The following is a 16,348-nucleotide window of genomic DNA, read 5'->3' as shown; positions in this document are numbered from 1 at the left end:
TTATAATAATTTAAATTTACTTAGTTAAATCATCAAAAAACTTTTTAACACCGTCAAAAAAACCTTGCTCTTTAGGACGGTTTTTAGAGCTATCTGTGCCCATACTTTCATCTAATTCAGTCAGTAATTCACGTTGACGCTCGTTAAGATTTACTGGCGTTTCGATTACCACTTTACAAATTAGATCGCCTTGGGCACCACTGCGTACAGACTTAACACCTTTACCACGCATACGGAACATTTTTCCCGTTTGCGTTTCAGACGGTATTTTAAGTTTTGCACGACCATCAAGTGTCGGCACCTGAATTTCGCCACCTAAGCCTGCTGTAGTAAAGCTGATTGGTACTTCACAATATAAGTTATTCGCTTCACGTACAAATATTTCATGCTCGCGAACCGATACCTGCACGTACAAGTCGCCAGATGGCGCGCCGTGCATTCCGGCTTCGCCTTCACCCGTTAAGCGGATACGGTCACCGGTATCAACGCCAGCTGGAATCTTAACTGAAAGCGTTTTGGTTTTTTCTACGCGGCCTTGACCATGACACTTGTTACAAGGATCTGAAATAATCTGACCTTGTCCTTGACACGTTGGACATGTTTGCTGCACAGCAAAGAAACCTTGGCGCATTTGCACTTGGCCAGCACCATGACATGTAGTACATGTTTTAGGTTTAGAACCCGCTTTAGCACCACTGCCGTCACATGGCTCACAACCCACCCATGTTGGTACTTTAATTTCAACTTCTTTACCACGAACCGCTTCTTCTAAGCTTAAGTCCATGTTGTAACGTAAGTCAGAGCCACGTTGCTGACGAGATTGACGTCGACCACCGCCACCACCAAAAATATCGCCAAATACGTCGCCAAATACATCACCGAAATCACCTTGGCCGCCGCCGAAACCACCATGGCCACCACCGCCGCCTTGCTCAAATGCCGCATGACCATGTTGGTCATACATTTGGCGTTTTTGCGCATCGGTTAAAATTTCGTAGGCTTCTTTAACCTCTTTAAACTTTGTTTCGAGATCTTTATCGCCTGCGGTACGATCTGGATGATATTTCATCGCTAAGCGTTTATACGCTTTTTTTATGTCTCGCTCACTCGCATCTTTGCTTACGCCGAGGGCTTCGTAATAATCGCGTTTTGACATATCTATCACACTACTCTTTTCTATTTGCAGCGTAAGCTGCTGGATAAACCGATAAATCGCATCGATTTATCATTGAATTTGAACCTTAAACACATGCAAAAGGCGCGACAAGCTATTGCTCGCGCGCCTCAATTGTTCATCCTAACCTAAACACTCAACTGAGTTAAGTGTTTTTGGCTAGCGAGAAGCGTTAGCAACAATTATTTGTCGTCTTTCACTTCTTCGAACTCTGCATCAACAACGTCGTCATCTTGCTTAGCTGATTGCTGTTGCTCGCCTGCATCTGCTGAACCTTGCTGCGCTTTCGCTTGAGCAATTTCCATCAGTTTTTGAGACTTTTCAGCAAGCGCTTGAGTTTTAGCTTCAATCTCTTCTTTATTGTCGCTCTTAATAGCCGCTTCTAAATCTACAACAGCCGCTTCAATCGCTTCTTTGTCTTCATTTGGTAATGCATCGCCAGCTTCTTCAATTTGCTTGCGAGTACCATGAACTAAAGCATCAGCTTGGTTACGAGCAGCTACAAGTTCTTCAAACTTTTTATCGTCCTCAGCATGTGCTTCTGCATCACGAACCATTTTTTCAACTTCTTCATCGCTTAAGCCTGAAGATGCTTGAATTGTGATTTTTTGCTCTTTACCTGTATCTTTATCTTTCGCAGATACATGTAAGATACCATCGGCATCAACATCGAATGTTACTTCGATTTGCGGTGTACCACGTTGTGCTGGGCGAATACCTTCTAGGTTAAATTGACCTAGAGATTTATTGTCGCTTGAACGTTTACGCTCACCTTGTAACACGTGAATTGTTACAGCAGATTGGTTATCTTCAGCGGTTGAGAATGTTTGCGATTTCTTAGTAGGAATCGTCGTATTTTTCTCAATCAATGCAGTCATTACTGAACCCATTGTCTCAATACCTAGAGATAATGGAGAAACGTCTAGTAATAGTACATCTTTAACGTCACCAGCAAGTACACCACCTTGAATCGCTGCGCCTACTGCAACTGCTTCATCAGGGTTTACGTCTTTACGTGGTTCTTTACCGAAGAAATCAGCAACTGTTTTTTGTACTAAAGGCATACGTGTTTGGCCACCAACAAGAATAATATCGTTGATGTCGCTTACTGATAAATCAGCATCAGCAAGTGCACGTTTAAGTGGCTCTAGAGACTTAGTTACTAAATCTTCAACTAGTGATTCAAGCTTAGCACGTGTTAGTTTCACGTTCATGTGCTTAGGACCAGATGCATCAGCAGTTACATACGGAAGATTTACTTCAGTAGATTGTGCAGATGAAAGTTCAATTTTTGCTTTTTCAGCAGCTTCTTTAACACGTTGCATTGCAAGAGGATCAGCTTTTAAGTCTAAGCCTTGATCTTTCTTGAATTCAGCTACTAGGTAGTTGATTACACGGTTATCGAAATCTTCACCACCTAAGTGAGTGTCGCCGTTTGTAGCAAGTACTTCAAAAGTGTGCTCGCCTTCAACTTCATCAATTTCAATGATTGATAAATCGAAAGTACCACCACCTAAGTCATATACTGCAACGATGTTTTCGCCACGGTTTTTATCCATACCGTAAGCCAGTGCCGCAGCAGTTGGCTCATTGATAATACGTTTAACTTCTAGACCCGCAATACGACCAGCATCTTTCGTTGCTTGACGTTGTGAATCGTTAAAGTATGCAGGTACTGTGATTACAGCTTCAGTTACTTCTTCACCTAAAAAGTCTTCAGCCGTTTTCTTCATTTTTTTCAGTACTTCAGCAGAAATTTGTGGTGCAGCGCGTTTTTCGCCACCCGCTTCTACCCATGCATCGCCGTTATCTGCTTTAATGATTTTAAACGGCATGATGCCGATATCGCGTTGTACTTCTTCGTCTTCAAAACGACGACCAATTAAACGCTTGATTGCAAATAATGTGTTTGTCGGGTTAGTAACCGCTTGACGCTTAGCAGATTGGCCTACTAATGTTTCGCCGTCTTGCGTGTAAGCAATAATAGACGGGGTTGTGCGATCGCCTTCCGCGTTTTCAATAACACGTGCTTTGCCACCATCAAGTACTGCAACACAAGAGTTTGTAGTACCTAAATCGATTCCAATAATTTTACCCATGAAACTTCTCCAACTTCAATATTCGTTAATACGTTCGATGACTTAGTAAATAGGGATGCGCCAAACTTATTTCAACTGTAAAAATGAAAAAAAATTCATTTTTTATGATTTATTTACAAAATAACCCTAATAATTGTAAGGAATGATGATTTTTACACCGCCAGAGGCGCTTTTAATTACTGGTCTGACTAGTTTGGTTGTGTTATAAATTTATTAAATCGCACTTTAAAAGGACATCTTCATGCATTTTGAACAATTACTTCTCCAAGCTGAAAAAATTGGAAGTTCAGATAATACCGAACAATTAACTAGCACAATGCAATTTCCAGAAAACTGGTGCCAAGGCAGAACTGCTTTTGGTGGGCTATCAGCCGCACTGTTGTATCAAGCAATCAGAGGTAAGGTTGCAAGTGATCGTCGTCTACTTTCTCTTAGCACTAATTTTGTAGGACCATTGCTTGCCGATACTCCCTTTTCTTTATCAGTAGAAATACTACGACAAGGTAAAAGTAGTACACAAGTACTTGCCAAAGCCATTCAAAATGAACAAGTGTGCGTTATCGTACAAGCATGTTTTGCTAAAAGTAGAGAGTCGGGTGTTAATGTGCCCGTTTCGAAATCTTTAGGGTTAAAACCGGTAGACGAGCGCTATACACTCCCTTTTGTTAAAGGCCAGATGCCTGAGTTTTTTCAGCATGTTGATTTATGCCCACAACAAGGCGCTATGCCATTTAGCAGCGCAGAAACTTCTCACTTAGGGGGCTGGATGCGCTTTAAGCACACCCCAGAGCAAATAACAGAAGCGCACGTTATTGCATTAACAGATGCATGGCCACCTACGTTATTACAAATGTTTAAACAACCCGCTCCAGCTAGTAGCATGTCTTGGTACTTAGAGTTTGTGCAAGAACCAAACTTAACACCTGGCGAATGGCTTGGCTTTGAAGCAATCACTCATCATTCAAAAGATGGTTATGGTTTAGAAGATGGCTGTATTTGGTCACAATCAGGGGAGTTAATAGCCCTTACACGCCAAACGGTGGCGTTATTTGACTAAAAACCCTAAAGCCAAACAATATTAAAATGTTTGGCTTTTAAAGGCTTATTCACTGTTCGCGTTGTATTAATGCATTAAATATTGCAAAATTGGACAAACATTCTTCTTGCTTGGTATTAAATTGCAAACTGTCTGCCCCTGCTGCGATCTGATCATAGACATACCTCGCATAATCGCGAAACAAATGGCGATATGCCCACATTGTCATCATAAACTTTGCGAAGCCGATGTGAATCACGACAGCCGTATTGTTGCACTGAGTTTTAGCGCTTTGTTAATGTTGCTAAGCAGCATGTTTTACCCTTTCATTTCATTTAGCAGTAGCGGCATTACTCAAACAATTACTCTACCCGATGCCGCACGAATTTTATTTAATTACGATAGCGAACTACTCGGCTTATTTATTGATCTTAGTATTATTGCCCTGCCTATGGGTTTACTCCTTATTTTGATCCCTCTGCACTTAGGGGTATTAAAAACATTGCCCGAAGGCATAGCAAGGCGGTTATTGAAATTCACGCTTGCGTTAGAGCCTTGGATTATGTCAGAAATATTTTTAATCGGTGTGCTGGTCAGTATGGTTAAAATTATGTCGCTGGCTGATATTAGCTTTGGGGCAAGTTTCTGGGCTTATGTAGGGTTTGTTATTTTATATATAGCAGCACTTGTTCACTTAAATCGCCCGCGTTTATGGGCTCAAATTAAGCCTGTAAAAATACTCGAAGGCGCTGATAACGCAAAACGCGCAATTGATGAAAATATTAAAGCCTGCCATGTATGTCACCAACTATGCACCGGTGATATCTGCCAACGTTGCCACACTAAAACACACGTCAGAAACCCTTATAGTGTACAAAAAGCAACTGCATGGTTAATAACCTCTGTTATTTGCTATATTCCTGCTAATGCTTTACCAATAATGCATACCACTAGTTTAGGTGATGAATCCCCCTCTACATTAATTGGTGGTGTAATTACACTTTGGAAGAGTGGTTCCTATCCCATTGCTGCCATTATATTTTTAGCCAGTGTGGTTGTACCGCTTGCTAAAGCGTTTGTGCTGAGCTTTTTATGTATTATGGTTACAAAGCCTGCAAATCGGCATACAAAAAGTTATACTCGAATTTATCAACTGACTGAGTTTATTGGAAAATGGTCCATGATAGATGTATTTGTCGTTGCTATTTTAGTTGCCTTGGTACAGCTTGGTAATTTAATGTCGGTAACTCCAGGTCTTGGCATTGTATTTTTTACAGTTATGGTATTATGCCAAATGATGGCTGCCCATGCCTTTGACCCACGACTGTTGTGGGATTCACCTAAAAATAAGATATCAGAGAATAAAGCATGACCGAAACTGCTGAAATAACAAAAGAACCGAAGATTTCCGCCATCTGGATCATTCCGGCAATTGCGCTTTTAGTGGGCATGTGGATGCTATATCAATATCAAGCAAATAAAGGCCCTACTATTTTTATCGAGATGCCACAGGCCGAAGGTATTATTGCAGGTAAAACGGAAATAAAAGTACGCAGTGTAAAAATAGGTCAAATCGATCATATTCGTTTATCTGACACACAAGACAGCGTTATTGCTCGTGCACAAATAGATAAAAATTACAATGACTTATTAACCGATGATGCAAAAATTTGGGTCGTTAAACCTCGCATTGATGAAACAGGTATTAGTGGTATGAGTACTCTTTTATCAGGTGTTTATTTAGAGTTTTCTCCAGGAGAAAGTAAAGAACTAAAAGAAAGGTTTACGCTCCAAGATGAACCCGCACTTATCGGTAAAGACGTTAAAGGCGGTCGCTTTAAACTCCTTAGTTATAATGCTGAAGTACTAGATGTAAGTACCGGTATATTTTTCAAAAATTACAAAATAGGTCAGATAGAAACCGCTACTTTTGATTGGGAAAACCAAGCAATGAAGTATGGCGTGTTTATTAAAGAACCTTATCAAAACCTCATCACTATGAATTCTATTTTTTGGGTGAACGCGGGTATTGAAATTGACCTCTCTGCAGACGGTATTAATATAAATACTGGCTCTTTAAGCAAACTTTTAAAAGGCGGTGTTTCTGTTGGGTTACCTGAGCAACAGGCACCGGGTGAAATAGCACAAGATGGGCATAGCTTTTCATTAAGCCAAAGCTATAAAGAAGCGTTAGAAGAGCGCTTTTACGACTTTGATTACTACCTAATTGAATTCGAACAATCCGTTAGAGGGTTGCGCACAGGAGCGCCTGTAGAATATAGGGGTATGCGTGTAGGGACTGTTGTAGAAGCCCCTGCTAATGTAATTGTTAACGGTAAGCCCGCTCACTTTAGAAACCACAATACGGCCGTTCCGGTACTTATAAAAGTAGAATACGGACGCTTGTATCATGACAGTGCTTCAGCTAAAGAATATTGGCAAGGTAGTTTAAAAGGCTGGATTGAAAGTGGGATGCGCGCTTCATTAAAGCCCGGCAATTTATTAACGGGTGCGGTGTATGTTGATTTTGATATATATCCCGACGCACCCGCAGCGCATTTAGGCAAACTTGTTCAATATGATGTTTTTCCAAGTATTTCCAGCGGTATAACCGTATTGGCAGATCAAGTATCTGATGTACTCAATAAAGTTAATGACTTAAAAATTGAAGATAGCTTAGCGCAAATGCAAGCGACATTTACTGACTATCGAGCGCTTGCTAATGAAATGCGAGAGCTACTGAGCCAAAAAGACACACAAAATTTACCGGGTGACTTTAACCGTAATTTTGAGAAAATGACAAAAAGTATGGTGCAATTTGAAGTAACCATGCGTCAATTCGACAAAACAATGGCCAGTTACCAAGCCGGTTCTGAACTTCATCATCAAATACAGCAAACATTAAAAGAATTTAAACGTTTAAGTGAAGGGTTACAACCGCTTACTCGTGGTTTGAACGAACAACCTAATATGCTAATTTTTGATAAATCATTACCCGCAGATCCAAAACCAAGGAAGCAATAATGAGATCGTTATTTTTAACTGCAAGTTTATTATTACTATTGTCAGGTTGTAGTTCATCAATACAAACTGCGACACAGTATTACCAGTTTGAACAGCCAATAGGCGCTTCGTCTCGCAACATTGCGGATACAGATGCGCAACTAAGAATACAAACTGTTGTACTCAGAGGCGCTTTAAATAATTTGGGCATTGCTATGAAAATAGATAGCAACCAAATTCATGCTGCAAATTACAACCTGTGGGGTGAATCGCCAGATGTAATGCTTACTGCCACAGCCCAGCAAACACTTTTTAATGCTATGCCCAACTGGATGGTAATAAAAGGCTTACCGGTCATTACTGAACTTGATCAACAAACATTTTATGAACTTGAATACGAGATTCACCACTTTAATGGCGATATGCAAGGTAACGCCGATATTTCGGGGCTCTGGCGCTTGTACTATACACATCCAGAAACCGGACGACGTCTTGTAAGTATTCATAATTTTTCAAACCTAGTGCCTATTGATGATGATGGCTATGACGGCCTGGTTTCGACACTTGAAGCAACATGGCTAAATATAAACCTAAATGTTGCAAAACAAATAGAACAAGCAAGACTTTAATCATTAAGTGACAATATAATCACGGCGGTTTTATCATCAATTACCGTCGAATCTTACTTTTTGCTGCTTCTTCAATAATTTTTTAAGTTGATGAATGGCATCTCTTTACCTCAAGGAATTAGCGCTACAAAGCACTCAATTAAACCGCCTCTAATAAAACTTTATCAAACATGTAAATTTTTGTTGACTGAAATTAAAAAGCAGATTATTTTTGCGCCGATGTTTTTACAGGCACAACAATAGCGGTTTGCACTCCTCGCACCGTCTGGCGCCAAAGCCAACGCGTTTCACTTAAGCCGCTATTTAACATAACTGTTTAAGTGTCCCTCCCACGCGTACAAAAGCAGTGACTTGGAAAATGATTTAACAACAAACTTATCATCTTCTTTGTTTTTGTATAAGCAGTTTAAAAATTAATACTATTTTAATTTTTATACATGCTTTTAATTTTGTGAATACTTAAATGCTTGAACCTTCTGCGTTAAGTTTACTGCCACCGTTGGTGGTAGTTGTATTGGCTGTTGTATTACGCCGCCCTATTTTATCTTTACTTATTGGTGCTTTAGTTGGTTTAGTTATAGCCGACCCTGCACAGGTACTTACTAACTTTGCGAGTACATCGCTAAAAGTGATGACAGACGAAACCATCGGCTGGCTAATACTTGTATGTGGTGGTTTTGGCGCACTTATCGCACTATTAGTGCGTACAGGTGGTGCATCGGCTTTTGGCAAGCTAGCTCTTAAGTACACCAAAGGTAAGCGTTCATCTTTGTTTATGACCTTTTGTCTAGGTGTGGTTATTTTTATTGATGACTACTTAAATGCGCTTACTGTGGGTGAAACCATGAAACGCATTACCGATAAATTTAAAGTGAGCCGTGAGATGCTTGCTTACGTTGTTGACTCAACTGCTGCACCAATTTGTGTGCTTGTCCCTTTATCTACCTGGGCGGTATTTTTTAGTGGCTTATTGGTAGATAACGGTATTGCTGAGGAAGGCAAAGGGATTGCTGTTTATATTCAAGCTATTCCGTACATGTTTTACGCGTGGTTTGCAGTGCTTGTTGTTTTACTTGTTGTGCTGGGTGTTATTCCTGCGATTGGTCCAATGAAAAAAGCAGAGCAAATGGCTCAAATTGAGCAAGCTCAAGTTGAGCCAGCCCAATACAATGACGTTCAAACAGCGGATGAATATGCAGTAAAAGCCGTAGAAGAAAACTTTGAAGATGCTGATCCTAAAGGTAAATTACGTAACTTTTTGGTGCCGATTATTTTACTGGTTGCATTTACTGTTTACTTTGAAATAGACGTATACAAAGGCTTATTAGCAACAATGGCGGTCACTCTCCCGTTTTATGCTCTACAAAAATTAATGAGTGTAAGTGAAATGATTGAACGCATGCTTGATGGCTTTAAAAGTATGATCCCCGCGATTGGTACTGTTATAGCTGCGTTTATATTTAAAGATGTATGCGACTTAATTGGTTTGCCTCAGTTTGTTATTGGCAGCTTAAGCCCTTATATGACCGCTGCATACTTACCTGCCGTGGTATTTATTTCAATGGCTATTTTAGCGTTTGCAACTGGGTCTAGCTGGGGTATTTTTGCTGTATCAATTCCGATTGTTATGCCACTGGCAAATGCGGTTGATGCAAACATACCACTGGTCATTGGTGCGCTATTATCGGCTTCCTCTTTTGGTAGCCAAGCGTGTTTTTACTCAGATTCAACCGTACTCGCAGCGCAAGGCTCTGGTTGTAATTTAATGAGCCATGCCGTTACACAATTGCCTTACACGCTAATTGCTGCGGCATTAGCTGTTATAGGCTTTTTGATAATGGCTTAAATTTGCTTAAATAAAAACCCCAATGTAGTGATACATTGGAGTTTATTTTTAGCTACATAAATAAAGCTTACTTTTGTAGCTTTATGCCATTGTAATAGGCATCAAGCGTTGTGATTTTAGTTTGATTTGGTAAATCGGCAAAGTCACTTTCTATAAACTTAGTACCACGTAATTGCACATTTAAACGTGCGGCATTAGGATTAAGCATTGTTTGCTTGTAGTAATCTTTTATATCTGCAAGCGTTACTTTTTCAACTTCATCAATCAGCTTTTGCTTAGAATCAAAGGTAAAGTTTTCACGGTACCAATCGTTTATAAGTGGGCTCATTTCGTCATTTAAGTTTTTAGGCTGCTCTTTAAGTGATACAAGTGTAGAGTTTTTAAGCTGCTCAAAAGTCTCTTCGCTCATGTTATCAAGTTCAACTGCGTATTCTTTTTTAAACTTATCAAAACGAGCTTGTATTTCTTTTGGTCCTTTAACCGGTGTTTGAATATACAAACCAATTGCTGAGTAATCTTCAATTGGGCGAGCTAACGCACCTACTGCGTATGCAAGTTGCTCCTCTGTACGCATTTTATCAAACGCAACTGTTCTAAAATGACTTTGTAATACAGCCGCTTCTGCTTTTTGTTTATAACCCGCAACAGGATGAACGGTCATATCGACCACCGCTACATCGGCTACATCAATATCTTTTTGCAATACCAGCGTTTCGCCAGGTTGTGGCAACCATGCTTTGCTTCGCGCAAATTCACTGCGCTTATGATTACTTGGTAATGTTGCACTTAACTCTTTTGCTATCGCGTCTATATCTTGCTGATTGTAGTTACCGTAACTAAATACGCGTAAATCGTTTTGTGCAAACGTAGCTGTTTTTAATTGTGCTAAGTCGGCAACACTCAGTGAGTCAGCGGCTTTGATAAGCGCATCTGTATCAAAACCACCTGTACGCGTTAGTTTTGAATACTCGCCAAATGCTTGTGCATACGGAAACTGCTTTTGTTGATTTAGTAAATTACGTTTAAAGCGATCAACTGCTTGGCTAAATGCTTGTGCTGTTTCATCGGCTTTAAATCCGGTTAAAGCTTGTTTAAGCAATACATCTTGCTTATCTGTAAAACCACTCATAGATAAAACAAGACCATTACTAGGTGCTAAGCTTACGCTCATACCGGCGATTGCTGCTTCGGTACTTAACTGACTTTGTTGAATATTATATAAATCAGCCCAAACAGAATAAAGGACTTCTGCTTTAATATCGTTCAAACCTGGTTGAGTATTTATATAAACTTCAACAAGCCCTTTTGGCTGCTCTGCAAATTTTTGACTTGCTTGGCGCCATACTTTTACACCATTTTTATCGTAAGCAAGTTCTGGGTGTTTTTGCTCTTTAAATGCTTGAGTTTTTATTGCGAAATTTTCAGGCAATAAATTGTTTACTGTTGGTAGTGCTAGCTTAAATTCGCTTGGTTTTTTCCAGCTGGCAATTTCATCATCGCTAATGTCACTGATGCGGTATTTACCGTCGTAAAAGTGTAGTTGTGAATCTGTCTCTTCTTGCTGCGATACATACCAAATACGAAGGGTATCGGCATTCAACTGCTCAAGCACATTGTTCACAGCGTCAGCGTCAAACTTTGCATAATAATAAGGTGCATTAATAGCGTGATTTAACGGATAGTCTTGCATGCTTTGCGTAAGCGAGCTTACATAATTAAACTCATCACCTTTTTCTAAAAACTTAAACTGGTTATTAAGTGATGTACGAATTTCGTTGAAGTACTTGCTATCAACGCCTTCTTTTTTAATTAAATCGATGTACTGCATAATAGTCGCAACTATTTCGTCACGATTTTTCATGCCTTCATCTGTAAGCTCTACATTTACATTTAACGAACCGTAGTTGCCATATTGATTTGGTGCAGCTGAAGCTGAAAGCTGAGACACCCACCCTTTATCACGAAGAAGTTGCGCTGGGCTGCCCGGCATTTCATTACTTAGTAAATACGCTACAAAACGGTTTGGTTTAAGTGCAAATTCGCTATTATTATTAGCAATGGTGAAATCAAGCTGCAGCTGTTTTACATCTTCATTTGGTGCATAAAACACGCGTTTTCCGCCAGCGTTATCAAAATCAAGCTTTGCAGTCACTGTAGGTTTTTCGATGTTTTTATTTTTTATATCAGCAAAGTATTTTTGCGCTTTTTGTTCCATTTCAGCAATAGGTAAATTAGAAATAAGCGCAACTTTCATAATATTTGAAGAGTAGTATTTATTATAAAAATCAACCGTTTCTTTATGCAGCGAGCTGCTTTCTTTATCGCCAAGCGTTTCAAGGTTCCCGATTAAAAAACGATTAGCGGGGTGATCGCCCATCATTTTACGCGCGAGTTTAAACTGACCAAAAAAGTCCATTTCGCGGCGCATTGACCACTCTGCGTTCACTGCATTTTTTTCTTTGTCTGTGTATTCTGGGTATAGCTTTGGCGCTTTGAAAAAATCGGCAAAACGATCTAATCCTTCATCAAACGCGTCGTTATTAATTTTAAACATGTAATTGGTAATATCGAGCCACGTATACGCGTTGTGCGCGCCACCATTTTTGGTCATAAAATCAGAATACCCTTTTGTATCTGGGTAACGATCTGTGCCTAAAAACAGCATGTGCTCTAAATAATGCGCCATACCTTGCTGCGACATCGGGTCGTGCAGTAAACCAACACCAACGCTTAGTGCCGCTGCTGATTTTTCAGCACCCGGATCAGACACTAAAATAACTTCAATGTCGTTTGCCAGCTTAAGTGTTTTATATTCGCGGTTATCGTTAGGACTTACGACTAACGTATCTGATAGTAAAGAGGCCTGAGGCGCCCCTGAAACCGAAGCCGTATTTGAACAACCACTTAAAATTGCAAGTGCGATGGCACTAAAACCAATAATCTTTTTCATTTTTGTTTTCCATTAAAAAGTATTGCGCAAAATAGCGTGCGCCAATTCAAAGCAATATAGTTAAGCTAAACTAACATTTTCAATTAATAACTTTCTACAAAATAACGCTATTTTGTGTAACACATTGTGAAAAATGACTTCATAATCGAATATTAGATTGGGAATCTGCCAACCTTACAAGATTAAAAATCATTCAATATCAAAAGATACACAAACTCTAAATAATAATAAGGAAAAATAATGGAAAAAATCATCATACTTGCCATGTTCACACAAGTTACACTTTCACTGGTTGTTATGCTCATTATGGGTAAAAGGCGCTTTGCAGCAGCTAAAAATAAACAACTAGATTTAAGGGATTTTAAAACAATGCAGTTAGATAAGGCTGGCGACACTATTAGGGTTGCAGATAGGAACTTTTCGAATCAGTTTGAAATACCTGTACTTTTTTACGCGGGATGTTTACTTGCACTACAACTAAATAGCGCCAGTACACTTGTGGCTATATTGGCCTGTTTATTTGTAGCAACACGAATTGTGCATAGTGTTATTCATTTAGGTAAAAATAACGTACGCGCACGTTTTAACGTGTTTTTACTGGGTTGTATTTGTGTGTTTTCAATTTGGCTTGCGATGGTTTGGCGAGTATTATTTTAAATAGCAAAGTTTAATAATAGTAATGTGGACGACTGGTTTACGCCATCCACATTACCGTTAATTTTAATTATTTAGCACGTTTTAAACGAGGTAACGCAAGTAAAAAAGCACCTAAAAGCCAAATTAACCCGCCGCCAGAGCTACTACCTGAATCTGTTGATGTGTCAGCGTCAATTAACGTATTTGCAGTGACTGTTAGCCCTGCTGAAGAATTCGGGTCATCATCCATTACAGTTACGCTTTGAATAGTCACTAAATTAGCACTGCTAATCGTTACGTCATTGCTTGAACATTGTTCAGCAGTAATATCAACAACTGGAGTTTCACCACAGTGCACCAAAGCTGCAATTTTATCTAAAGTAGATTGACTCGCTGCAGTAATTTGTCCGAACACAGTAAAACCACCATTTTGCGTATCAAGTGCAGCACTGTTATCGGTGATATTGAAAAACCACTGGCTTGTCGCGCTATTAGCATCACCTGATAATTTAGCCATAGCAATTGTACCCTTAACATTAGAAAAAACCGGCTCATTTATTACAGTAGGCTTTGTCGTAATCGCATCTAATGAATCAGAAAATGTAAATCCACCACCTTGAATAACGAAATTACTGACAGAGCGGTGAATCACTGTTTCGTTATATGAATCATCTTGAACATAACTTAAAAAATTTTCGACTGTTTTAGGTGTTTGTTGATCAAAAAGATTAATTTCTATCACACCTTGGCTCGTGTTCATTTCGACAATAGTAGCGGTGCTAGTAAAACTTGCTGCAGCGAGTACTGAGCCAAGTAAAAGTTTTTTCATGTTACATTCCTGTTGTTATATTTTTTAGATAAGTAGTTAATACGTTAACACATTAATACCATAGGCGATTTAAATCGATTCTAAAGTGCGAGCTGATACAAATTAGACCGTGTTGATAACAAATTAATTACATACATCATTATTTATATGCTTTTTAGCTATATAAATTTAATTATTTACAAATAAATCATCTAAAAAGCGTGACTACTTTTTGTTACTTTAAAAAAACACAAACAACAGGATCTAACAATGCCACACACTAAACAAACGATTTGCGACTTTGGTTTACACAAAGGTGAACCATACACAAAACTACCGGCGAGCTTTTTAACATGGATGATAGGTACTAATCACAGCAAGCGGGAATATGCGAATACCGAATTAAGGCGTCGTGAACGTGCTGCAACAAATCAATTAACTACACCTTCTAAATAAAATGTAAATAAGTACGTTTTTTTAGGATTAAACTAGTTTAAACTACCCGCTCAATAAATTAAGTAGACCTTAATCCATAGGTATTTTATGCGTATTATTATTTTATTCTCAATTATTCTTAGTGTACTTGGTTGCACTTCATCATCAACTAGTAGTCCCTCAACTCAATACTTAACTGTTCTACATACAAATGATAACCATGGACGTTTTTGGCACAATGAAAAAGGCGAATACGGCATGGCTGCACGTAAAACGCTTATTGATTCGCTTCGAGCTGAAGCGAACAAACAAGGTCATGCCGTTTTACTACTCTCTGGTGGTGATATTAATACGGGCATTCCTGAGTCAGATTTACAAAAAGCAGAACCTGACTTTAAAGGAATGTCGCTGATTGGTTACGATGCAATGGCATTAGGTAATCACGAATTCGATAACCCTATTGATGTTTTGAAGCAACAACAAAAATGGGTGAACTTCCCTTTTTTATCAGCCAATATATTTGAAAAAGAGTCAGGCGAGCACGCTTTTGATGGCTACAAAATATTCAAAAAGAATGGATTAACTATTGCTGTTATTGGTTTAACAACAACCGACACAGCCAAAATTGGTAATCCTCAGTATATTGGGCACTTAGAGTTTAAAGACCCTGTTGACGTTACAGCAAAACTAGCTAAAGAAATAAAAGCTAAGTATAACCCTGACATTACAATCGCCCTGACTCATATGGGTCATTATGTTGATGCTAGCTTTGGTATTAACGCACCCGGTGATGTAACACTCGCTCGCTCACTTCCTGCAAACACCCTTGATATGATCATTGGTGGCCACTCTCAAGAACCTGTATGTATGAGCGATACAAATGTAAATGACGATAGCTTTAAACCAGGTCTTGCCTGTAAACCAGACCAACAAAACGGTACTTACATTATGCAAGCCCATGAATGGGGTAAGTATGTTGGTAAAGCTGAGTTTAAGCTTGAAAACGGAAAATTAACGTTACTAGACTACAAACTGATGCCAGTTAATTTGTATGTAGATAAAGTACAAGCTGATGGCTCAACTAAAGAAGTATTAGCAAACGAGTACATTAAACCAGACTCAAAACTTGAATCTTATTTAGCGGTATACCAAGCTAAAGGCGCTAAACAAATTGAAGGTACCATTGGTGAAGTAGATGCTCGCTTAGAAGGTGACAGAAACAAAGTTCGCTACCAACAAACAAATCTTGCACGCGTAATTATTCAAGCTCAAATGGGTGTAGTGGGTGCAGACTTTGGACTAATAAGTGGTGGTGGTATTCGCAGCTCAATAGAGGCTGGTGAAGTGAGCTATAAAGATATTTTAAAAGTACATCCTTTTAAAAATCGTATTACTTACATGGATTGGCAAGGCAGTGATTTATGGGACTATTTAAATACAGTAACGAGCTTCCCACCGGATGCTGGCGCTTATTTGCAATACCATAAACTATCGTTTGAGCGTAAAAATGGACAGTTAGTTAATGTGCTTATTAATGGCCAGCCTTTTAATAAACATAATACGTATAGAATGAGTCTAAATAGCTATAACGCATCAGGCGGTGATGGCTACCCTGCGCTTACAAATAAAAAGGGGTTTGTTAGTACAGATGAAACAGATGCCCAAGCCCTTCAAGACTTTATATCAAAAAACAGCCCTCTTAAAACGGCTGAGTTTGCTCCTAAGTAAATAA

The 16,348-nt window shown here is 39.1% G+C and carries 12 protein-coding genes; 8 read left to right on the top strand and 4 right to left on the bottom strand.

Annotated features, from left to right (window positions below; translation table 11 throughout):
• Positions 1-16: 16 nt before the first annotated feature.
• Positions 17-1,156, bottom strand: a complete 1,140-nt coding sequence (gene dnaJ, locus AOR04_RS20315) for a molecular chaperone DnaJ (protein WP_007375530.1) — start codon at positions 1,154-1,156, stop codon at positions 17-19.
• Positions 1,157-1,356: 200 nt separating this feature from the next.
• Positions 1,357-3,273: a molecular chaperone DnaK gene (gene dnaK / locus AOR04_RS20310; RefSeq protein ID WP_007375531.1), complete on the bottom strand. Its 1,917-nt coding sequence runs from the start codon at positions 3,271-3,273 to the stop codon at positions 1,357-1,359.
• 241 nt (positions 3,274-3,514) lie between these two features.
• On the opposite strand from dnaK, the gene AOR04_RS20305 reads away from it, so the two are divergent.
• The 5 genes from AOR04_RS20305 (at position 3,515) to AOR04_RS20280 (ending at position 9,787) form a co-directional block, all read left to right on the top strand.
• Positions 3,515-4,330 (top strand): thioesterase family protein, encoded by an 816-nt coding sequence (locus AOR04_RS20305; protein ID WP_008134340.1) that lies wholly within the window; start codon positions 3,515-3,517, stop codon positions 4,328-4,330.
• Positions 4,331-4,514: 184 nt separating this feature from the next.
• A complete protein-coding gene (locus AOR04_RS20300) occupies positions 4,515-5,681 on the top strand; it encodes a paraquat-inducible protein A (protein WP_232525546.1) in 1,167 nt (388 codons plus the stop codon).
• Positions 5,678-7,333 carry an intermembrane transport protein PqiB gene (pqiB, locus tag AOR04_RS20295; RefSeq protein ID WP_096794502.1) on the top strand — a complete coding sequence of 552 codons (1,656 nt, stop codon included), beginning with the start codon at positions 5,678-5,680 and terminating at the stop codon, positions 7,331-7,333. The genes AOR04_RS20300 and pqiB overlap by 4 nt, the downstream gene beginning before the upstream one ends.
• On the top strand, positions 7,333-7,941 hold the full coding sequence (locus tag AOR04_RS20290) for a PqiC family protein (protein ID WP_096794501.1): 609 nt from the start codon (positions 7,333-7,335) through the stop codon (positions 7,939-7,941). The genes pqiB and AOR04_RS20290 overlap by 1 nt, the downstream gene beginning before the upstream one ends.
• A 463-nt stretch (positions 7,942-8,404) precedes the next feature.
• The gene (locus AOR04_RS20280; protein ID WP_096794500.1) at positions 8,405-9,787 is read left to right on the top strand and encodes a Na+/H+ antiporter NhaC family protein; all 1,383 of its coding nucleotides are present in this window, start codon (positions 8,405-8,407) and stop codon (positions 9,785-9,787) included.
• Positions 9,788-9,854: 67 nt separating this feature from the next.
• Here AOR04_RS20280 and AOR04_RS20275 read toward each other — a convergent pair whose 3' ends face one another.
• Positions 9,855-12,737: an insulinase family protein gene (locus AOR04_RS20275; RefSeq protein WP_096794499.1), complete on the bottom strand. Its 2,883-nt coding sequence runs from the start codon at positions 12,735-12,737 to the stop codon at positions 9,855-9,857.
• A gap of 240 nt (positions 12,738-12,977) precedes the next feature.
• Here AOR04_RS20275 and AOR04_RS20270 point away from each other — a divergent pair, with 240 nt between their 5' ends.
• The gene (locus AOR04_RS20270) at positions 12,978-13,394 is read left to right on the top strand and encodes an MAPEG family protein (protein WP_033038149.1); all 417 of its coding nucleotides are present in this window, start codon (positions 12,978-12,980) and stop codon (positions 13,392-13,394) included.
• A gap of 67 nt (positions 13,395-13,461) precedes the next feature.
• Here the strand turns inward: AOR04_RS20270 and AOR04_RS20265 are convergent, their stop codons facing one another.
• Positions 13,462-14,202 (bottom strand): peptidylprolyl isomerase, encoded by a 741-nt coding sequence (locus AOR04_RS20265; protein WP_096794498.1) that lies wholly within the window; start codon positions 14,200-14,202, stop codon positions 13,462-13,464.
• Between the two features lie 249 nt (positions 14,203-14,451).
• On the opposite strand from AOR04_RS20265, the gene AOR04_RS20260 reads away from it, so the two are divergent.
• A complete protein-coding gene (locus tag AOR04_RS20260) occupies positions 14,452-14,637 on the top strand; it encodes a hypothetical protein (protein WP_096794497.1) in 186 nt (61 codons plus the stop codon).
• Between the two features lie 87 nt (positions 14,638-14,724).
• On the top strand, positions 14,725-16,344 hold the full coding sequence (gene ushA / locus AOR04_RS20255) for a bifunctional UDP-sugar hydrolase/5'-nucleotidase UshA (RefSeq protein ID WP_096794496.1): 1,620 nt from the start codon (positions 14,725-14,727) through the stop codon (positions 16,342-16,344).
• Positions 16,345-16,348: the final 4 nt, after the last annotated feature.

This window comes from Pseudoalteromonas sp. 1_2015MBL_MicDiv (assembly GCF_002407505.1).
Lineage (GTDB): Bacteria > Pseudomonadota > Gammaproteobacteria > Enterobacterales > Alteromonadaceae > Pseudoalteromonas > Pseudoalteromonas fuliginea.
This window is presented reverse-complemented; position numbering and strand designations above follow the sequence as displayed.